19 protein-coding genes and 1 pseudogene are annotated in these 21,364 nt (G+C 39.7%); 6 read left to right on the top strand and 14 right to left on the bottom strand.

What is annotated here, in order from left to right; genetic code table 11:
- Positions 1 to 66: 66 nt before the first annotated feature.
- The 6 genes from K8P02_RS08380 to K8P02_RS08355 form a co-directional block, all read right to left on the bottom strand.
- On the bottom strand, positions 67 to 1,227 hold the full coding sequence (locus K8P02_RS08380; RefSeq protein WP_002560389.1) for a MalY/PatB family protein: 1,161 nt from the start codon (positions 1,225 to 1,227) through the stop codon (positions 67 to 69).
- The gene (locus K8P02_RS08375; RefSeq protein ID WP_002560388.1) at positions 1,224 to 2,090 is read right to left on the bottom strand and encodes a DUF3737 family protein; all 867 of its coding nucleotides are present in this window, start codon (positions 2,088 to 2,090) and stop codon (positions 1,224 to 1,226) included. Before K8P02_RS08375 ends, K8P02_RS08380 begins: the two co-directional genes overlap by 4 nt.
- Before the next feature lie 88 nt (positions 2,091 to 2,178).
- A complete protein-coding gene (locus K8P02_RS08370; RefSeq protein ID WP_002560387.1) occupies positions 2,179 to 2,739 on the bottom strand; it encodes a cyclophilin-like fold protein in 561 nt (186 codons plus the stop codon).
- Entirely contained in the window at positions 2,736 to 3,764 is a 1,029-nt protein-coding gene (locus K8P02_RS08365; RefSeq protein ID WP_025866414.1) for an alpha/beta hydrolase, read from the bottom strand. The genes K8P02_RS08370 and K8P02_RS08365 overlap by 4 nt, the downstream gene beginning before the upstream one ends.
- A 363-nt stretch (positions 3,765 to 4,127) precedes the next feature.
- Positions 4,128 to 5,180, bottom strand: coding sequence for an NAD(P)-dependent alcohol dehydrogenase (locus K8P02_RS08360; protein WP_002560385.1), 1,053 nt, complete (start codon positions 5,178 to 5,180; stop codon positions 4,128 to 4,130).
- A 49-nt stretch (positions 5,181 to 5,229) separates the two neighbouring features.
- Positions 5,230 to 5,775 carry a flavodoxin family protein gene (locus K8P02_RS08355; protein ID WP_002560384.1) on the bottom strand — a complete coding sequence of 182 codons (546 nt, stop codon included), beginning with the start codon at positions 5,773 to 5,775 and terminating at the stop codon, positions 5,230 to 5,232.
- A 499-nt stretch (positions 5,776 to 6,274) separates the two neighbouring features.
- Here K8P02_RS08355 and K8P02_RS08350 point away from each other — a divergent pair, with 499 nt between their 5' ends.
- The 3 genes from K8P02_RS08350 to K8P02_RS08340 are packed head-to-tail and all read left to right on the top strand — an operon-like array spanning position 6,275 to position 9,047.
- Entirely contained in the window at positions 6,275 to 7,186 is a 912-nt protein-coding gene (locus tag K8P02_RS08350) for a helix-turn-helix domain-containing protein (RefSeq protein ID WP_025866413.1), read from the top strand.
- A gap of 13 nt (positions 7,187 to 7,199) precedes the next feature.
- Positions 7,200 to 8,108: a helix-turn-helix domain-containing protein gene (locus K8P02_RS08345; protein WP_025866412.1), complete on the top strand. Its 909-nt coding sequence runs from the start codon at positions 7,200 to 7,202 to the stop codon at positions 8,106 to 8,108.
- A 42-nt stretch (positions 8,109 to 8,150) separates the two neighbouring features.
- Positions 8,151 to 9,047 carry a helix-turn-helix domain-containing protein gene (locus tag K8P02_RS08340; RefSeq protein WP_002560381.1) on the top strand — a complete coding sequence of 299 codons (897 nt, stop codon included), beginning with the start codon at positions 8,151 to 8,153 and terminating at the stop codon, positions 9,045 to 9,047.
- 257 nt (positions 9,048 to 9,304) lie between these two features.
- On the opposite strand, the pseudogene K8P02_RS08335 reads toward K8P02_RS08340, so the two are convergent.
- Positions 9,305 to 9,451: pseudogene (locus K8P02_RS08335) on the bottom strand (MBL fold metallo-hydrolase); the annotation flags it as partial.
- A 570-nt stretch (positions 9,452 to 10,021) separates the two neighbouring features.
- Here K8P02_RS08335 and K8P02_RS08330 point away from each other — a divergent pair.
- The 3 genes from K8P02_RS08330 (at position 10,022) to K8P02_RS08320 (ending at position 14,729) form a co-directional block, all read left to right on the top strand.
- Entirely contained in the window at positions 10,022 to 12,160 is a 2,139-nt protein-coding gene (locus tag K8P02_RS08330) for an AAA family ATPase (protein WP_025866411.1), read from the top strand.
- A gap of 147 nt (positions 12,161 to 12,307) precedes the next feature.
- The gene (locus tag K8P02_RS08325; RefSeq protein ID WP_025866410.1) at positions 12,308 to 13,243 is read left to right on the top strand and encodes a DUF1848 domain-containing protein; all 936 of its coding nucleotides are present in this window, start codon (positions 12,308 to 12,310) and stop codon (positions 13,241 to 13,243) included.
- A 463-nt stretch (positions 13,244 to 13,706) separates the two neighbouring features.
- Positions 13,707 to 14,729 (top strand): ABC transporter ATP-binding protein, encoded by a 1,023-nt coding sequence (locus tag K8P02_RS08320; protein WP_007485536.1) that lies wholly within the window; start codon positions 13,707 to 13,709, stop codon positions 14,727 to 14,729.
- 235 nt (positions 14,730 to 14,964) lie between these two features.
- Here K8P02_RS08320 and K8P02_RS08315 read toward each other — a convergent pair whose 3' ends face one another.
- From K8P02_RS08315 to K8P02_RS08285, 7 genes are all read right to left on the bottom strand, one after another.
- Complete coding sequence (locus tag K8P02_RS08315) at positions 14,965 to 16,176, bottom strand: MFS transporter (RefSeq protein WP_007485537.1); 1,212 nt, start codon at positions 16,174 to 16,176, stop codon at positions 14,965 to 14,967.
- Positions 16,169 to 16,594, bottom strand: a complete 426-nt coding sequence (locus K8P02_RS08310) for an FMN-binding protein (RefSeq protein WP_007485538.1) — start codon at positions 16,592 to 16,594, stop codon at positions 16,169 to 16,171. Before K8P02_RS08310 ends, K8P02_RS08315 begins: the two co-directional genes overlap by 8 nt.
- A complete protein-coding gene (gene rfbD, locus K8P02_RS08305) occupies positions 16,591 to 17,478 on the bottom strand; it encodes a dTDP-4-dehydrorhamnose reductase (RefSeq protein WP_007485541.1) in 888 nt (295 codons plus the stop codon). The genes K8P02_RS08310 and rfbD overlap by 4 nt, the downstream gene beginning before the upstream one ends.
- Positions 17,479 to 17,487: 9 nt before the next feature.
- Positions 17,488 to 18,018 carry a hypothetical protein gene (locus K8P02_RS08300; RefSeq protein ID WP_007485542.1) on the bottom strand — a complete coding sequence of 177 codons (531 nt, stop codon included), beginning with the start codon at positions 18,016 to 18,018 and terminating at the stop codon, positions 17,488 to 17,490.
- A gap of 134 nt (positions 18,019 to 18,152) precedes the next feature.
- The gene (locus K8P02_RS08295) at positions 18,153 to 18,923 is read right to left on the bottom strand and encodes a TonB-dependent receptor (RefSeq protein ID WP_007485543.1); all 771 of its coding nucleotides are present in this window, start codon (positions 18,921 to 18,923) and stop codon (positions 18,153 to 18,155) included.
- A 14-nt stretch (positions 18,924 to 18,937) separates the two neighbouring features.
- Complete coding sequence (locus K8P02_RS08290) at positions 18,938 to 19,633, bottom strand: response regulator transcription factor (RefSeq protein WP_002560372.1); 696 nt, start codon at positions 19,631 to 19,633, stop codon at positions 18,938 to 18,940.
- A 7-nt stretch (positions 19,634 to 19,640) separates the two neighbouring features.
- Entirely contained in the window at positions 19,641 to 21,320 is a 1,680-nt protein-coding gene (locus K8P02_RS08285; RefSeq protein WP_007485544.1) for a sensor histidine kinase, read from the bottom strand.
- Between the last annotated feature and the right edge of the window lie 44 nt (positions 21,321 to 21,364).

Raw genomic sequence — 21,364 nt, 5'->3', positions numbered from 1 at the left:
AATCAGAGAAATCAATGAAATCTTGTTTACTTTCTTCCCTTCCGGCATATTTCCTTTATTGGGTTGTTAATTGCTTAAAGCACGTCTTATTCTGTTTAGCCCGTCAATCAATGTTCGTCGGGGGCAAGCTATATTGATACGAATAAAACCATCACCTGCTTCTCCGTACAGATTGCCTTCATTTACTCGAATCTTACCTTTCTTAAGCAGTATTTTTACAATTTCTTTAGATGACAGTTTCAATACAGAGCAGTCTATCCATACCAAATAAGTACCTTCGAGCCTTATTACGGGAAACTGTGGAAGATGTTCTTTGAAATAGTTTTTCAGATAATTGTAGTTGACAAATAAATAGTGATTAAGTTTATCCAGCCATTCCTCACTATTATTGTATGCTGCCATCAAAGCTTCAATTCCAAATGGGTTTACGTCGCATACTTCGTTTACGTTAATTGCTTTTTCTATTCTCATACGTATATTTGTGTCGGCAGAAATAATATTTGCAATCTGAAGTCCTGCCAGATTGAAGGCTTTACTTGGCGAAGTACAGGTAACAGAGTGCATTAGAAACTCTTCCGATACAGAGGCAAAAGGAGTATATGTATGTCCGGGAAAAACCAATTCGCAATGAATTTCGTCCGCTACTATCAATATATCATTTTGAAGGCAGATCTTACCAATACGTATTAATTCCTGTTTTGTCCATACTCTGCCTGCCGGATTATGTGGATTACACAATAACAGAAGTTTTGCTTTCGGATCAGCTGCTTTTTTTTCTAAATCATCAAAGTCAATCTGGTATGTCTCGTTTATATAAATAAGAGGATTGGTAACTATCTCGCATCCATTATTACGAATGGATGAGAAAAAGCAATTGTATACCGGAGTTTGTACCAATATCTTGTCTCCGGGAGATGTCAGGGCTTTTATTATTGCAGACAGTGCCGGTACAACTCCGGTTGTATAAATAATCCAATCTCTTTCTATTGTCCAATTGTGTTTTCGTCCAAACCAATCTACAATAGAATCATAATATTCAGAGGGAACTTTTGTATAACCGAAAATACCGTGTTCTACCCGTTTTTTCAATGCATCAACCACAGCGGGAGCTGTACGGAAATCCATATCAGCTACCCACATAGGCAAAACATCCTCTTCCGTCTCTGTATCCCATTTATAAGAGTTGGTACCACGACGGGGGATTACTTCATCAAAATCGTATCTCATGCGCTAAAGCAGGTTATATTGTCCCATAGTTGTAATTCACAGTCAGCAGGTTTTTTGATGTTTTCGTCGATGATAATTTCACCGTAACTTTCTGCCATGATACTCCCGCTACGTGGATTTTTTATACTATGTACCGGACTGTTGATAGTGGCTTGTACACTGCTATACTCAAAACAGAGATCAGCGTCATCAGCCATTATACAATTTTCCATAATAAGATTATGGGCATAGCAAAGTGGTTGGGTTCCTGAAATTTTACAATTTACCAGACGTAGGTTGTGAGAATGCCAACCTAAGTATTCGCCATTTAGCTCAGAGTTGTACACTGTTACATTTTCAGTATTCCAGAAAGCGTCTTTCGAATTGATTACTGCATTGCGGATTTCTACATTCTTGCAATATTGGAATGAGTAATTTCCGTTTTGACTGTAATTTTTAATACGGATATTTTCACCGTACATAAACAAGTAGTCGGCCTTATCTATCTGTACATTTTTTAATTCTACATTGCGGCAATACCAAAAGGTTTCGAGTGCATTGGGGAGCTGTACATTTTCCAGTTTGACCCCATCCATTTCGCGAAACATTTTCGGAGCTTCTACCACAGTGTCGGTCATATGAAGGTTTTGAGAATACCAGAGGGCGGCACGTGCCCCTTCCGTAAAGAGACAATTTTTCACGATAAAACCATTCGTATGCCAAAAAGGATATTTACCTTCGAAACGACAGTTTACAGCTATAATATTACTGCATTCTTTCAATGCTGATTCGCCGGTATGAATGGTTACATTTTCCAGTTGTAAGTCATGTGTTGCAAATAGAGGGCGTTCGCCTTCGTATTCTGTGTTTTTAATTATTTCCATATTCCAATTGTTTTTAATTTTATAATTCTAATTCTGTTTTATAGGCATTTTGCCGACTCTTTATTCTTCAGACGGCATCTTCTTTCCATTATGGTAATTCAAAAGTGGCAGTTACATTGCCCGAACCAAGAGCAGATGCCAGGCCCACAGGATTGTCCACACGTCCCAGACATGTATAACTGTAAGACGTAGAAAATGTCTTATAAAAGAGTACTACACATGAAGAACCATAAAGCATTAAATCTCCTGTTTGGATTCTACCAGGATTGGAAGATGCCGTCGGAAGGTTTTCCGGTAAGTAATAATACTTTTCATTATTATTCATTTCTGACATATTCACTGTCATTGGCAGTAATGACTTAAACGCTGTTACTGTTGGATTGTCTTCCAGAGTTATATTGAACGAGGTGGAACCAATGTTTATTTTAAGATTATTATTCATAGAATTATCCTCTTCATTATTACCTGGTTTATTGGGATCATTGTTATTATCTGACTCGTCAGGGTCGACAGTAGGCGCAGGCTGTGTTGTATCCGGCGGACTCGGGAAAGGGTCATCCGTACTACACGATGTGAGGCTGACCAATAATGTCAGTACCACAAAAGAAGTTATAATATAATATTTTATATTCGTATCCATTTTCATCATTTCAGATATTCTTTGAAGAAAGATTCCAATTTGTCAAATGGAATGAGGTTTACCCGGTCGTAAAGATCTACATGTCCTGCACCGGGCACGATATACAATTCTTTCGGTTCGGCAGCTTTACTGTAAGCATCTTCACTGAATTCACGTGAGTGTGCATTTTCTCCGGTAATGAAAAGCATGGGGCGGGGGGAGATAGTCTCAATATCAGCAAACGGATAAAAATTCATGAATTTCACGTTGCTTGTCAATGTGGGATGTGTAGTAGTCAGTGATGTTGCACCTTCGGGCGTAAACTCTCCGCGTTCTGTACGATAGAATTCGTAAAACTCGCGTTCTATCGGAGAGGAGTTTTCTGTTAGTTCGTGTACTGTACCACCGGTATACTTCGTTTCCCCACCTAAGAATTCCACATAGCGTTGTTCGGCAGCTTCGGCAATGATCTGTTTTCTTTGTTCCAGTGTTAATGCATGTTTCAGGCCATTACGACTGGCTGTCCCCATGTTGTACATACTTATGGTTGCGATGGCTTTCAACCGCGGATCGATTTTAGCTGCACTGATAGCAAAACTTCCACTACCGCAAATCCCGATCACACCAATGTGTTCACGATTAACAGAAGGATGTGTACCAAGATAATCTACTGCAGCACTGAAAGATTCTGCATAAAGTTCGGGAAGGACTGCATTACGTGGTTCCCCTTCACTCTCTCCCCAGAAAGATAAGTCGATGGACAAGGTTATAAAACCGCGTTCGGCCATCTTCGTAGCATAGAGGTTGGCACTCTGCTCTTTGACGGCTCCCATAGGATGCCCTACAATAATTGCCGGATATCTTTCACTTTCTTTCATGTCTTTGGGAAGAAAGAGATTGCCTGTCACTTTCATTTTGTACTGATTGAGAAAGGTTACTTTCTCAGTACCTACCGTACTACTTTTATAGAAGTTGTCTGCGTCGGTTTGCGCAAAAGAGAGGGTAGTACTGAGCATTGTAAGGGATGTTGCTGCTAATAATAAGTTTCGTCTCATATCTCTTAGGGTTTTAATGAATAAAGAATTGATTGTCTATTTTTTATATTGCAAATGTACGGGGAAGAAAAGAGATTCTTTGTAGACAAATTACAGACATCATAACCCGAATTACAGATTGTAATATTTACATTCACTTTTTCTTATAAAACCGGATAAAAAGAGAATCTGAAGATATGGCAAGAGGGTGCCAAAAGTGAAACTCACTATCATTAAAACGCAGATTAACGCTAATTTACGCAAAGATTATGAGCCTGTTTAAATCTGCGATAATTTGCGTAAATCTGCGTTTCTAAAGTTAGATATTGATAGCTTTCTCAGACTTTTGATACCCTCTTACTACCGTTGATATCTGATTATAGATTACATTCCTTTTGTCTTCATATCAATCACAAAACGATATTTGACATCATTCTTTTCCAAACGTTCCATGGCTTCATTTATTTGGTCAATGCTGATTAGTTCTATCTGAGCCGTGATATGGTGTTCTGCACAGAAATCAATTACTTCTTGTGTCTCGGCAATGCCACCAATGTTGGAACCGGAAAAACTTTTGCGTCCATTTACGATATTGAATGCACCGACTTCCAATGGTTGATTAGGAAGGCCAACCAATACAAGGCTACCATCTACTTTCAAAAGATTCAAATACATATTAACATCGTGTCGTGCGGAAACCGTATCCAGAATCATATCAAACTTAGAGAGGTTTCCCATCTGGTTCGCGTCAGTAGATAGCACGGCTTCATCCGCACCCAACTCTTTGGCTGTTTCTATTTTAGAGGGAGACGTAGTAAAAACGGTTACATGGGCTTTCATCGCTTTTGCAATCTTTATAGCCATATGGCCCAAACCACCAATACCTATGATACCTACTTTTTTCCCAGGTCCTGCTCCCCAATGTTTCAAGGGAGAATAAACGGTGATTCCTGCACATAAGATAGGAGCTGATGCTGCAAGATCAATTGTTTCAGGCAGTTTCAATACATAATTAGCATCGGCTACAATCGTTTGCGAAAAACCACCATAAGTTTGTCCTCCAAGATATTTGTCGGGAGAATTAAAAACAACCGTCCAACCTTCTTCACAATATTGTTCTTCACCGTTGTGACAATGTTCGCAGTGTCCGCAACTATCGACGATACAACCGATGCCGGCCAAATCTCCGACTTTGAATTTAGTTACATCTCTGCCTATTCCGGTAATACGTCCTACTATTTCATGTCCGGGAACAATAGGATAAGTAGTTCCACCCCAATCATTATGGATGGAGTGAAGATCAGAGTGGCAAATACCACAATACAAAATATCAATCTCCACATCATTCGGTAGAAGCGAACGACGTTGAATCTCTAAACTATGGAGCGGAGTTTCTGCTGATTCCGTTCCATATGCTTTTACTGTTTTTGTTTCCATATTTTTATTTTAATGTAATCAATCCGTACTTTGGAAGAAGATATCACTATCAAATTAGTTTTCCCATCTCATAGGCTTCGATCAAGACTGGATTGCCTTTTATCTCACCTACATGCCAGACATCGGTAGCAAGAACTTTGCCTTTTACTACCGGATTTTCCAGACAATCTATAAAGCCCATCAGATTATCGAAAACATGTTCTAAGCTGGCAAGCCCTTCTTTTCCTTCGGCAGCGGTAGCAAGGAAATAGAATTCTTTGTTTTTCATTTCGGTATAAGGCCCGCAACAACGGTCGAGCAATGTTTTCAATTGTGCACTCATTGCATAGAAATATACGGGAGTACCAAGAACTATGACATCAGCAGCCAGCATTTTAGCAATGATTTCCGCTGCATCATCTTTCTGAGGGCATGGTTTCTTATATTGGCTGCATACACTGCATCCCATACAATAGTGGATCGTTTTATCCCGTAGAAAAACTTTTTCCGCTTCATTTCCAGCTTCTATAGCTCCACGCATGAATTCATCACAGAGTGTGTCAGAGTTGCCTCCGCGTCGCGGACTGGATGATAAAATCAGTACTTTTTTACTCATAATGACAGGTCGTTTAATTAGTTGTTTTTTTATGTTACAAAGATACACTGTTGTGAGAAGATACTTTGTAGATAAATTACGGATAATATAACCTCAATTACAGATTGTATGAGGTTTCATCACAGAGGTAGCATAGGACATAGAGTTTAAATCTTTATTGAAACGCAGATGATCGCAGATTTTCGCAAAGAGAAACAAATGTATGATAAAGAACTACAGTCTTTTAATCTGCGTTCATTTGCGATCATCTGCGTTTCATCAGAGAAAATAATATCTCTGTGCTCTCCGTGTCCTCCGTGGTGAACCGTTTCATTTCTATTCAGGTATGATAACCCTGATTACAGAAGAAAATGGCTTTCAAAATCAACTTTAGCTGTTAGCATAAAAAAAAATGTACCCAAATTACAGATAGTATAACCCAAATTACAGATTTGACTAATTCCGCTGAATCAGTGTATATTTTATTTATATCTTTGCTAAAATTCAAATACTTATGTCTATGGATAATATAGTAAACTTAGAAAGTGTAGACCGGTACAACAGCATGTATGGACTCGAAACATTGCATCCGTTAGTGAGTGTTGTAGATCTTACGAAAGCAACTAAGATAGTTAACCATACCCAAATGAATTATGGGGTTTATGCACTTTTTTTAAAGCAGACCAAGAGCTGTGATCTTAAGTATGGACGTAGATCTTATGACTATCAGGAAGGGACTATTGTTTGTTTCGCACCCGGTCAGGCTGTACGTGTAGATATGATCGAAGATGAAATCACACCGGAAGTTTATGGTATTGTTTTCCATCCCGATTTGATTCGTGGCACTTCTTTGGGAAAGAGTATAAAAAACTATACTTTCTTCTCCTATGCTGTCAATGAAGCACTTCATCTTTCAGATCAGGAAAAGGGGATTGTTATGGATTGTCTCAAGAAAATCAGCATTGAGCTGGAACATGCTATTGATAAACATAGTAAGGCTCTGATTGCAATGAATATAGAATTACTCCTCAATTATTGCATGCGGTTCTATGAACGACAGTTTATTACCCGCAGTGATGCAAATAAAGATGCTCTTACGAAATTTGAGCAACTTTTGAATGAATATTTCCTAAGTAAACTCCCCATGCAGGAAGGATTACCTTCAGTGAAATATTTTGCAGACAAAATCTGCCTTTCCTCCAACTATTTTGGAGATATGGTAAAAAAGGAAACCGGAAAAACTCCGCAAGAGCATATTCAGGATAAGGTTATTGAAATGGCAAAGGAACATATTACCGAAACGGATGAAACTGTTAGTCAGATAGCCTATACTTTAGGCTTTCAATATCCGCAGCACCTTTGTCGGTTATTTAAGAAACGCGTAGGGTGTACTCCCAATGAATACAGAACGCAACAAGGTCAAATTATTTGATATACTTCATATTATGGATGAAATTATAAAGATTGATACTATTGATCAATACAATAAGTTATACGGGTTGGAAACCATGCATCCGCTGGTCGGAATTGTAGATTTGAAAAAGGCAACCAATCGTCCGAATCATATCCGGATCAATATGGGTTTCTATTCGCTCTTCTTGAAACATACGAAGTGCGGAGATCTTAAATACGGTAAAAAACAATATGATTATCAGGAAGGAACAATTGTTAGTTTTGCGCCGGGACAGGTTATAGGTATTGAATTGAAAGAAAACGTCCAACCGTCTTCCATAGGTATTGTGTTTCATCCTGACTTAATTCGTGGTACATCTTTGGGGCAGAACATCAATACGTACTCTTTCTTTTCTTATGAGGTAAGTGAAGCGCTTCATGTGTCTCATGCTGAACAGCAAATAATAACGGACTGCCTTAAAAATATCACGATGGAGTTAGAGCGTGCAATAGATAAGCATAGCAAAACTTTGATAGCTAAAAACATAGAGTTATTGCTTGACTATTGTATGCGTTTTTATGAACGGCAATTTAACACTCGCAGCGGAGTTAATAAAGACATTATTGTACAGTTTGAACATCTTCTGGATGATTATTTCCTGGAACAAAATGCAGAAAAAAATGGTTTCCCCACCGTGAAATACTTTGCAGATAAGGTTTTTCTTTCGCCTAATTATTTTGGTGATTTAATAAAAAAAGAGACAGGGAAGAGTGCCCAGCAGCACATTGTGTTCAAAATAATCAATCATGCAAAAGACCAGATACTCAATACCAATCAGCCAATTTCTCAGATTGCATATAAGTTAGGATTTCAGTATACGCAACATTTTTCACGTCTGTTTAAAAAGAACGTCGGATGTTCACCTAATGAATACAGGGCACAAAACGATATAGTTCTTTGATAAACTACTTAGTGTAGTCTTTGCTAAAAATAGGCTGTTTTTATGAAAAAAAACATATTGAATATAGAAACTGTACATCAATGTAATTGCTGTTTAGGATGTAAAACGCTTCATCCATTGATAAGTGTCATTGATTTGTCGAAAGCTAATTTGGAACAACGTACCCTTAAATTTGGCTTCTATACAGTCATATTGATAGAAGGTCATGCTGAAGATTTCCTGTACGGGCGTAAATATTACGATTATTCCAATGCATCATTGATATTTCTTACTCCGGGAGAATCCTTTAAGGCGGATAAAAACAAGATACTTTCTCAAAAAGGTTGGTTGCTGGCATTTCACCCGGATTTACTTTATCACACTTCATTGGAAGCAAATATAAAGAATTACTCATTCTTTTATTATAAACCGGAAGAAGCTTTACATCTTTCTTTGCGTGAAAAGACAAAGATAATAGAATGTTTATGCAATATCGGAGAAGAATTGCAACATGCCATCGATTGTCATACTAAAACAATTATTTCGAGATATATCGAGTTGTTTTTAGACTATTGTACTCGTTACTATGAACGGCAGTTCATCACACGCAACGAACCCAATAAACTCATAATCAATAAAACCGACTTGTTATGGGATGAATATGTTCAGTCTGGCAAACTCATGAATGGCATATTACCATCAGCTGAGTATTGTGCAAGGAACCTTCAATTATCTCCTCATTACTTTAGTGATCTGTTAAAGTTTGAGACAGGGAAAAATATATATGAGTATTTCCAGCAAAAACGTTTTGAGACATCTAAAAGAATGTTGTCCGATAAGAACAATACGACTGCCCTGGTTGCAGATAAGTTAGGTTTCTCTAATGTACAGTATTTTAGCAGCCTGTTTAAAAAGATAACCGGAGTGGCACCGAATGAATACAGAATTTCACAAAATTAATGTTGCCGGGAATTTATGTTTATTTCACCTGTAAAATGTAGTTTTCGGTTCCTTGTAATATCTACAATATCTTTGAAACAATTCAGCTCACCTCTACTACCATGTGTGTAGAAAGATTGTTAAAACGCAAACAAGCGCAGATTTTCGCAGATTATAATAAGACTACATTAATGATATTTACATGACTTTGCGATAATCTGTGTTTCAAAATAGTTGGAATACAATATTTATACTCCCAATGAGTATGAATGCAGTATCTATTTGTCTATGTTGACAATTTCACCAATCATAGGGTTGAGAACATTTAGCGAATCCGTCTCTATCATTTTTCGTACATTCATGATCGGTTCGTCCCACCGATGTTTTGCTAAAGCAAATTTAGAGTGGTGCACCGTCAGTATCTTCCCCTATAAACATATGCATTCGGGTTTGTTTTAATAACTTCATATTCTTATCTATTATTTCACGTTGCAAAATTGCACAGAATCTACAAAAACTTTTGTATACAAATTACGGATAGTTATACCTTAATTACGGTTATCATCTTTAGAGTCTGTTTCAATTTTCCTCGGCATTATTTGGAAACGCCCGGAAGTTCCTGTATATTTGCACAAAACTTTTTCTCAAAATGAGGCAACACAGTTTTGAAATTCAGAATTCAAAGATGAACAATGTGATTCGATTAACAGAGTCCCGGTCGGGATTTTGTCGATTGATGCATTTTGATCTTTGACATTTTGAACAACGTTCAAGATCTGTCCGGTATAAAATTCGTGCAGATCGGGAACGAAAAAAGCTATGCAGGCCTGTACTTTTCATAATTGAACCTTTTTTCTCATTCATTTTATGATTTGCGCATAACTGTCTCTTTACTGAGGCGGTCTTTCTCATGCCCGTATATTAACTTGTGCGGGATTTCGTGTTTCTATACATTTAAAAGTCTTATATTCTTTACTCTTAATTATTATACTACTATGAATAAGAATAAATCAAACAAAACATTTACGGATAAAAGTAATAAGTATACTATACAATCAGTACATATTGAGCATCATGGGGATTCTAAAGAGATCTGCGGAACTTCCGGACGTATGTATCTGAATATCCTTTTTAGGGAAGCAATTACTTCCTTCCATCATTTTACAGCATTCTGTTATAATAGTTTGCTAAATCTGGTAGGTGAATCCGAAGGCAGGCCGGGAGATACAGAGTCAGGTGAGAACGTCCTGAAATTGACTTTCCATCCTAAAAGGATATGGACGGAAGGGCATTATTTTGTACTATTATTACACAATGATGAACCTCTTTACAAGGTTTCTTTCTCTTTAGGAGAAAAAGGAATGATCGATTGCAGCTATGAACCTGTCCATAAAAATTCAGTTGACTATATGCTTGCCCGTTATTTGGGAAAGAATCCATTGTGGTATAATGAGTTACATAATCTTCCGGGCATGACAGCTGCGCGTCGTCAACTATTGAACTTATATAAACAGAGTGAATTCGACCGGTTGCGTAAGCGTCGAAAGCTGAATGTTCTCCGGCATTATTCTAATTTTGTCATTACCGGAGCGGGTGGAAGGAATAAAGAGATTTTCGCAAAGAATGCAGCTTTTCTACTTGCCGGCTCGGAGATTTACTTCAAACAGGTGAACGCGTATACGCTGACCGAAACACATAATGCGGTGGATCCTTATGAAACGGCAACTGAACTTTTCACCCAGTGTTACGGAAGAGTTATTTATCTGGATCATTTATTAGCATTAACCTCTCCGGGTGCTTCGAACGTGATTGGCAAGATGATTAATGCATTGCAAAAACAAGAAGGGATGTTTATACTGTCCGGCATGGACGCCGAGATTAATCAATTGTTTGAGTTAGTCCCCGAACTTGCTGCGTATTTTCCGGAAGAGAACCATTTTAAGACAGAAAGCTTCTCCATGCATGATATACTTAATTTAGTAGAGCAGCAGCTGGAAAGCGAATCCTTTTATCTTTCGTCGGATGCACAACAGGTTTTGTACCGGAGCATGAAGACAGAATCTGATAACGGAACATTGTTATATTGGAAAGAAGATACCGTCAGTAAGTTTATCCATAAGGCCATCTATCCCCGTATGCAAGAGCGCATTCTTCTCGAAGATAATCAGCCAACCGAAGATTTGCCCGAAGCGCTTATACGTATTGAAGCACAAGATATCGATATAACTTTTTTTGAAGCTCAGGCCAACTTGTTTGATGAAAGCATGAAGCAGCTGAATGCTTTGGTTGGTTTAAGTAAAGTAAAGCAGAATATGGAACAGGCTTTCAAATTTGTACGTTTCAATGAAAAACGTAAACAGTTGGGGTTACCTGTTCAGGGTCCGGGGGCACATCATATGATTTTCACCGGTAATCCGGGAACGGGAAAAACAACAGTAGCCAAGATGGTAGGGAAGATATATCATGCATTGGGGCAACTGTCTAAAGGAGAGGTTATAGTGACCGGACGTTCACAGTTGGTGGGGCGTTTTATCGGAGAGACGGAAAAGAATATGCAGGAGATTCTGGAACGTGCACGTGGCAATGTACTATTCATAGACGAAGCATATACGCTTTATGACGGAGCAAGTGATCATAAGGACTTTGGATTTCGGGTATTGGAGTCCTTATTAGCCGTACTTGCATTGGAGCATGCTGATATACTGGTTATATTTGCCGGTTATGAAAAAGAGATGAAGGCGATGATGGATGCCAATCTGGGACTGTGGGGACGTTTTCCGCATCAATTTCATTTTGAAGATTACTCTGTTGACGAGTTATTACGGATAGGATATGATCTGTTGGATAAGAAAGGGTATGTGCTGACGAATGGTGCACGGAGTGTTCTGAAAGAAACAGTGATCCACGTTTGTGAGCATAAAGATTCGTATTTCAGTAACGCCCGCTGGATGGGGCAATTAATAACGAATGGGGTACTTCCTGCAATGGCAGAAAGAATATTCAGAAGTACGCCTTCAGAAGATAAGAGGCTTTATCAGACGATTGAAGAAGAAGATGTGCGTTTTGCTGTAAATCGGATGAAGATCAATGAAATGCGGCTATCTCCACGTTCTGTTATCGGTTTCAGGGCCTGATGACCAAGGAACGGTAGATTACTGATTTGCAGATAAAGACAAAAGACTTTATACTATTTACCTTTTGCCTGGATAGCTTTAGAGTCTTTTGTCTTTTTTTTACGTTCCCTTTTTCTTCCCTTATTCTCTTTTTGCTAACTTTACAAGATGATAATTAGTGCAAGTCGCAGAACTGATATACCCGCCTTTTATTCAGACTGGTTTTTTAACCGGATAAAAGAAAGGTATGTGCTTGTTCCCAATCCTTATAACTCAAAAATGATAAGTAGGATTAGTCTGGATCCTGCCGTAGTAGACTGTATTGTTTTCTGGTCAAAGAATCCGGCTCCGATGCTTGAAAAGCTGGACCAACTGAAAGATTACAATTACTATTTTCAGTTTACTCTCAACCCTTATGGACCGGATATTGAGAATCATCTCCCTGCAATAAGCAAACGTATTGATACTTTTAAGCGTCTTTCGGACCGGATAGGTAAGGAGAAAGTAATCTGGCGTTATGATCCGGTTCTTACCAATGAGACATATACCCCTGGTTTTCACAAAAAGAAATTTGCTGAAATCGCCTATGAGTTAAAGGAACATACAGAGAAGTGTATGCTTGGTTTTATAGATCATTATCAGCATATCCGCACTGCTGTCAGTCAATTTAACATACAATCTCTACTGAAAGCGGATATTGAGGAGATGGCGGTATCCTTTAAAAAAACGGTGGACACCTGTTCTATTCAATTGGATACATGTACAGTCAAGGTCGATTTGACTCACTTGGGCATTCCGGATGGATTGTGCATTGATAATCAATTGGTGGAAAGAATTACAGGTTATCCTATATCCGTCCGGAAAGATAAAAATCAGCGTGATATTTGCCGGTGTGCGGAAAGTATTGACATCGGTACTTATGAAAGTTGTCTGAATGGCTGTATTTATTGTTATGCCATCAAAGGAAACTATAACACGGTGAAGTATAATTTGAACAAGCATGATAAAAATTCTCCTATGCTTGTCGGAGAATTGCAAGAAGATGATATCGTGAAAGAGCGTTTGGTTAAAAGCCTGCGCAATGATCAGTTTTCGCTGTTTTAAAGATTGAATATCATTCAAACAAGAGTACGTATTTAAGGGTGTGTTAAAATGGATTTTAACTTACATTTAAATACGTACTTTTATACCTATAAAGTACGTACTTTATCATCGGCTGATATACAGACTTTTATCTTTTGTTTTCTCTGCGCTCCTTTTGTACACAAACGGGTTGGGTAGTTTGTCTTGCAGTAAGGACATCGATAAGTTTATTATAACCCAACGTACCAAAGGTCGTAGGGGAATGATGTTTTAGATGTACATGTAAAGCAGTACGACATGTGCATGTGGAGCGGTACGACATGTACATCTAAAACATCGTCCCCCGGTGAGAGAAGGAACATTCCCCGGTAAGTAAACTAAAGAAGAACGGTAAGGATGGAAAACAAAAACCGTTATCGTCTGGGCTATCACTGCATAAATAAGTATCTTTGTTCCCCGGAATTGTAGCCATACATCAATAATCATGAAGCAAAATACCATTCATATAAAAGATCTTTCCATCGGTTATCCTGGTAAAGGAGAGGTGAAGGTGGTTGCCGGGCACATCAATGCCGGCATCAATAGTGGTGAACTAACTTGTTTGTTGGGAGCTAATGGTATCGGCAAATCTACTTTGTTGCGTACTCTTTCTGCTTTTCAGCCTAAGCTTAGCGGAGAAATTTTCATTCAGGGCCAAGAGATTGAACAATACAAAGACAAAGAGCTGTCAATGGCCATCAGTGTAGTGCTGACCGAAAAATGTGAAGTGCGCAATATGACTGTAACGGAGCTGGTGGGACTTGGACGTACTCCTTATACCGGTTTTTGGGGAACACTTGACGAGGATGATAAACAAATCGTAGAACGTTCTATCTCTTTAGTGAAGATAGAGAAGCTTGCCGATAGAATGGTGCATACGTTAAGCGATGGTGAACGACAGAAAGTGATGATTGCAAAAGCATTGGCACAGGAAACACCTATCATTTTTCTGGATGAACCGACTGCTTTTCTTGATTTTCCCAGTAAGGTAGAGATGATGCAACTGCTTCATCGGTTGAGCCGTCAGACGAATAAAACGATTTTCCTTTCTACACATGACTTGGAATTGGCATTGCAGATTGCCGACAAAATATGGCTGATGGATAAAATGAACGGAGTCATAATTGGCACTCCTGAAGATCTTTCACTCAATGGTAGTTTAAGTACCTTTTTTGCTCATAAGGGGATTATTTTTGATATTGAAACCGGTCTTTTCCGGGTAGATAATGAATATATTACCAAACTTCGTCTTATAGGAGAAGGGGAGGGGTATGCTATGGTACGCAAGGCTTTACAACGTAACGGCATTCTTGCTGATAAAGAGGTGGAATCAGAGTTTTTTATTGAAGTCGGTGACTTGAAAAAGGAGGGAAGTTTTACTGTTTATTCTCAGCAAGGAGAAGTTTCAAAGGCAGATACTATAGAGGAATTGCTGGAAAAGATTCTGAATAATACGACAATATGCTAATATGCCAATGTGCCAATTGGCTGCGCTACCTATTGTTGTACATCAGTTAAGAATTAAATCTTTGATGAAACGCGGATGATCGCAGATAAACGCAGATTAAAAGACTGTGGATCTTTATTTATATTTGTTTCCCTTTGCGAAAATCTGCGTTTATCTGCGTTTCAATGAATCATCGCTTGTCGTTCCTCCCCGTGCGGGAAGCACTCATTGCGCAGCCAATTGGCACATTGGCAAATTATTCTTCCCTTTCCAATTTCATTATTGAAGGAATAAAGAACGCCAGTGTCCCAGTCAATACAATGGCAATACCGCATATTGCAAATACATTGGCAACACCGATAGCATCTGCTATAAATCCGGTAGCCATCAATCCCAAAATAGAAGGCAGTAAACTGATACTGTCAAACAACGAGAATACACGTCCCAGGAAAGAAGCCTCGATTTTAGTTTGAAGTAACGCTGTGAAAGGGCCCGAATTAAATGGAATAGCAAGACCTTGTACTACGGAAAATATAGCGTAGGCAATGAATGCCGAAGGCGGGAGAATGCCTGAAATAAAAATGCTTATTCCGATGATAACATAAGATACATTCATCATCACTACCTTCCGGATACGGGGATTCCATATTCCTAACAGAATACCACCCAACAGCATACCTAAACCGAAAAGAAGTTCGATCAGGCTGACCTGATAAGCTGTTCCCGAAAAGTTTTTTAATGTCATCAGAGGTAATAGCGCTACGATAGGCATTACAAAGAAAGTGATAAGCACTTCGATTACCATTACCCAACTCAATCCACGATTCCTGCTAATAACGTTGAAGCCTGCCTTCATATCCCGCAACACATTATCGGCAGTATCTGTTTCTGTTTTTTCCGGGTTAGGGATAAATACAAACAGCAAAGCCGTACAAGCTATAACAGCTCCTGCAACATCGAGAAGCATCACTATGCTCATGTCCGTAGCAACAATCAATGCAGCACCCAGCACCGGACCACAGATATTACACACAGCTTGTATCGCCTGGTTAATACTGGCAATACGCGTTAGCTCTTTCTCCGGAGCAAGCAACGGTATGGATGATTTCATGGCAGGTGCATGGAAAGCACTACCCATGGAACGGAGCATCAGTAACAGGTAAATTTGCCATATTTCGATAATATCAAGATAGAACAACAGTGCAATAACCCCGGAACAGAGAGCAACAAAGCTGTCTGCCAATATCATAGTCCACTTACGGTTCCAGCGGTCTACAAATACACCGGCAAAAGGACCTAATACTACTTGGGGTAATAATGCAGCAATAGTAGCAAACGAAAGTACTTCGGCAGAACCCGTTTCAAGACTGATCCACAGTACGATAGCAAACTGAGCAATTGAACTGCTGAGAATAGAAAATAATTGCCCTGACCATATAATAATAAACTTCTTCTTCCAATTATTCATAACCTTTCTTTCGTCGTTTTTTTCTACGTATCAGGAAGTATCCCAATGCAATAATAATTAGCAATCCTGTACCTGTTATAGCAAGGAGTGAGACATCGGAACGGCTTTGTTCGGCTTCATAAACTTCGAGACGCTTATGCACCGTATTAATAATCCCCCTTGATGTAAAAGTAGCTCCGGATACTGCATCTACTTTCTTTGCCAGTGCTTCCTGGGGCGTAAGTCCGTTCCAGGCTTTCAGTAAGCCATCATCTATGGCTATCTGTACGTATTTCGGAGTGTCTTTATTGGGTAGAAGCTTCACTTCTGATATCTTTCCGGAAGCATCCAATATGATCTCCAATGGGGTAGGACCGGCGAAACCGATTACTTTATCTGTATAAGGTTTCGATTGTAGTATAAGGGTATCGTTATTCATGTAAACATCTCTTTTATCCCTTCTTCAAGGGTATGTGGAGTATAATTGATTTCTCGTTTTGCTTTTGCAATACTCAGGCCGCTAAAACGGGGACGAGGGGTGGCTTCCTGCATTTCTTCCGTAGTGACAGGCAAAATAAGGGAACGGTCCAACTTCAATACCTCAGCTACGCGATAGGCTATATCAGCTATAGAAACGCAATCGCTTCCGCAGATATGGTAAATTCCATTACGGGGATGATGCATTAATTGTTCTACGGCATATGAGATATCACCTACAAAAGTAGGAGTACGCCATTGATCGGAAACAACACGAATTGTTTCACCGCTACGTAGTTTGTTGGCTACCAGTTGTACAATATTACCATGTTGACCGGGCAATGCTTTCCCATAGACCACGACTACGCGGACAATGGCATAGTTACCACAGCATTCTGCAACACGCTCTTCCCCTTCAAGTTTGGTAATCCCGTAGTAATTGACCGGATTAGGCTCATCTTCTTCTGTATACAACCGGTCAGTTCTGCCATCAAACACAAAATCGGTGGAAAGGTGTATAAAACGACTTCCATACTGTTCGCAGGCACGCGCCAGATGTTCTACCGCAGTGATATTGGTAGCACGCGCCTCATTATGATGTGTTTCGCAGAAGTCTGGTACTGACAGTGCAGAGGTATTAATAACCACATCCGGACAAACTTCCTTGAAGAGTGCCCGTACTTCTGATGCATTACGTATGTCTGCACGGATAAACTGATAGCCGTCGCTACTTTGGATGTCATTGCGTAACGAACAAGCAGTAATGTTGTATATTTCGCGTGCCACGAGATCGTTCAGTATCCATCGGCCGGTAAAGCCGTTGGCACCAATAATTAGAATATTCATGCTTTATTATTAAGGGTAATAGGGGTTTCTTCCTTGCTGTACTTCTATGCGTATTCCAAATGAACCATCGGCCGATTTCAATTCGAAAGCTCCTTTGAAAGCATTTCTTTCCCAAGGTAGTGCACTACGGTTAGGCACCCTGTATCCATCGGCATTATATTCACCGTATGTATTGATTCGCATACCGTTTTTCAGCTTGAATGATCCCATTTGCAGGTTTTGTGCAGAGCCGAAACCAAATCCGCCGAATCCGGAGAAAGAAGGGGTAAAAACGTTTGATAATCCCTGTGAATAAGTTACATCCGGATTGAGACGGAACAATTGATTAAAATCTTTGCCGGTATCGGACAGAGAAAGATCTACTTTGGGCAAATGGGGAGGCATAACACTCATCAAACCCATATCCAGCAGAAATCCGCCAAACTCCTTATAGTTCTCTTCCGGAGCACGAGGGGTACGATCATCTGACGGTAGTTCCGATTGTGCGGACACTACAGCCGTTGCCAGTAGCAAAGAAAGAAATAATATCAGCTTTTTCATATCCGTAGGTTATTATTGAGGCAAAGATAGAAAATATTTGCTGATTATCTATATCAGGGAATAATCTGTTGTATAAACTTAACTTGAATAATGGGCGGTTAATCATTGAGTGCTTCTCTTACAATCGCTCTGTTTTATTTCCCTCCGATTTTAAAAACAGGATAAGCGATTGGAACTGTTTTCCATTTCATCTTCATCGGATCGTACACCCGTTCCATGCCTCCGTGAAGCTCAAGCCAATTGGTTACCTTCAACTCCATGATTACTCCGTAGTAACTCTGTGGAGCCATAGGAGTGAGATAACCGTGTGCCGCATTGCGTTGCCCGTTGATGGAGTATTGCCCGACTGCTCTTATTTTGAGCCAATCATTAATACGATATCCGAATGAGCCGTTGAAACCGGCATCAAACTGAGACCCGTGAACGAAGGAAGGCATTGTATATTTTGTTGTATAAATCCCTCCGGTAACATCCCATCGCTCATTGAACTGATAGGTATAGGCGGCACCGACATCTATGTGAGTACCCATAGTAGGATACGTATTGTATGTACTATAGGTGCTGATGTAACTGTTGGGAGTGAGTATGAAATTGTCATATCTGTTATAGTCGCGTGCCCAGGGGTTAGAATCCTGACCAAGACGTGGTTTGGGCCAGGGAGTCCGGACAAATTCGGGGATAGTGATACGCATCGTCATGCTGTCTGCTGCCACAGGAGAGGCATGATGTGAGTCAGGAGTAGCATCCGGCAAAATGAAACCACTGTCGTCTGTATGTACAGGTGAACGGCTTTCCGGGACGGCGGGAACCAATAGCTTTATACTATCATTGGGCGCCTCGGTCTGTGAAAAAACCGCGATTGCGAAAAGAGAGAATAGAAAGCCGATGCAGATCCTTTTGTCCATAATTTCGTCCTCCGTTAGTTAACGATCATTTTATAACCAATACCACGCACATTAACGATACGTATCCGTTCATCCTGTGCTAATTTATGTCTTAACTTGGTGATAAACACATGCAGACTGCGGGAGTTAAAGAAACTGTCATCTCCCCATAACTCCAGCAAAACGTTTTGCGTATTCACAACCTGATTACGATTCTCGCACAATCGTTTTAGTATCTCCGACTCACGATGAGAGAGCTCCTGCTTTGTACCGGCATAGATAAGTGTTTGTGCTACAGAGTTAAAAATATACCGTCCAATCTCAAAACACGTTTCCTTGTGCGTCTCGGTAAAAGAAAATGCTTTCCCGGCTAATGATTTGATACGTATAATGAGTTCCTGCATGCCAAAAGGCTTCTTCAGGTAATCATTTGCACCAAGTTCAAAACCTTCTACTACGTCATTGATTGCCGACCGGGCTGTGAGAAAGAGTATCGGTGTTTGCCTGTCTGTCTGACGGATACGGCGTACCATTTCAAATCCATCCATGTGCGGCATCATCACATCGGCTACCAGTACATCCGGGCGTAAATCAAAAAACAGGCGTAATCCTTCTTCACCATTGGCGGCTGTATGGATAATGAAGTCACTCTCTTCAAGCGTGTCTTTAATGATCATGGCGAGGGTGAGTTCATCCTCCACCAGCAGTACTTTGATTTTGTCCTTACTCATAATAAAACTACTCATTAATTACCAATGTGAATGTACTTCCGTGTCCCGGTTCACTCTCAACACTAACAGTGCCGCCATGTTTCTCTATCATCGTACGGACATAATAGAGCCCTAACCCGTAGCCTTTAACGTCATGAAGATTACCGGTAGGCACACGATAGAATTTATCAAATATATGTTTTTGCTTCTCGGAAGCTATGCCGATACCCTGGTCGGTAACTGATATTTCAACCTGTCCGTTCGCATTACGATGGCAATGCAATTTAATCAGAACCTGCCCCGGAGAATACTTCACGGCATTATCTATTAGATTGCTGATAATATTACTGAAATGAGTACGATCTGCCATCACAGAAAGATTGGCAGGTTCTATTTCATAAGTGATGGTTATCTCTTTTTCAGCTTTCAGCTTATGAAGTTCGATCAGAGTATCTAACATTGGTTTTAACTCCAAACGTTCGGTATGCAGGCGGAAAGTTTTCCGACGCTCCATGCTCATACTTAATATCTGTTCAACCAGTCCGCTGAGCCGTTGTAGTTGTTCCTGGCAGATACGGAGATATTTGTCGCGCTTCACTTTCTCTTCGGCCTGGTTAAAGTTGAGTAAGGCATCATTGGCAGCATAAGCTACAGAGATAGGAGTCTTCAACTCATGAGTGATATTATTGGTAAAATCGCTTGTTATCTCTTCCAATGATTTCTGGCGCAGGATAGTACGAATGAGATACCAGAAAGAGAAAGAAAGTATGATAAAAATAATGAATGAAGTAATAAGTATACCGATCATTTGCTTTAACACGAGCAGAGTTACAGGCTCTATCCAAAGGCGATACATAAATGAGGAATGAAGATCGAATGCATAATTGTAACATTGTGCTTTCGGTCCCGGAATATAACTGCTGTCTCCGGCAATACCGAGTGTGTCGGTAAAGGTCAGTGTAGAATCTATATTACTTCCGGAATGAAGAAACTCCGTCCGGTGCGGCAGAAAAATATTATTTGCTCTGAGAGAAAGAGTTAATAAACTATCATATACATGCAAATCGGGATCCATAAGAAGATCAAGGCCAGAGTGTAGTCCGCGTTGGAAGTGAGTGGCGAGTTCCAACATACTGTTTTTATCCTTTAATATTATATCCAGTCCGCTGTTGGAGGTTAAAGCAGCTTCTCCTTCTTTCTGATCTGCCATCTGAGCATTCTTATACTCTTTTATTGAATCATCGGGAGTATCTACAATCTCACCATTGAATAGCATTTCTGCTTTTTTATTAGAATCTTTAGGGGAACGGGCACTGTCATTATGTACGTATATCTCTACTACTTTTGTAGAATCTTTCAAATAGGTAATGTTGCTATCGCTTTGGGAAGTAAGTTTCTCGAGTTTTGCACTATCCAACTGGCTTGCATTCTGATAAGTAGTGGTACTACTACGAACAAAAGATTTTCCCTCATCATTATATCCGGCAGCAACAGATACCTCACCGTGTGCATCTCCATAGTTTCTCAGATTCTCTACGCGAAGCATCATCTCATTATAATCACTCATACGCATAGATTCCACGATACTATGTTCGAGATCGTCTTTCATAGTATGGTAAAGTCCCGTAAGCCAATATGCCTGATATGCAAAGATACCTATCAGCGAAACGAGTACAAGAATAGCAATATGTTTAAAAGGTAGTTTCATGCCCGATACACATGTTCTTTGTATAGGCAAAGATAAGAGGAAAG

This window comes from Bacteroides nordii, assembly GCF_019930665.1.
Lineage (GTDB): Bacteria > Bacteroidota > Bacteroidia > Bacteroidales > Bacteroidaceae > Bacteroides > Bacteroides nordii.
Note: the sequence above shows the minus strand (reverse complement) of the source record. Positions and strands in the feature narration are given on the sequence as shown.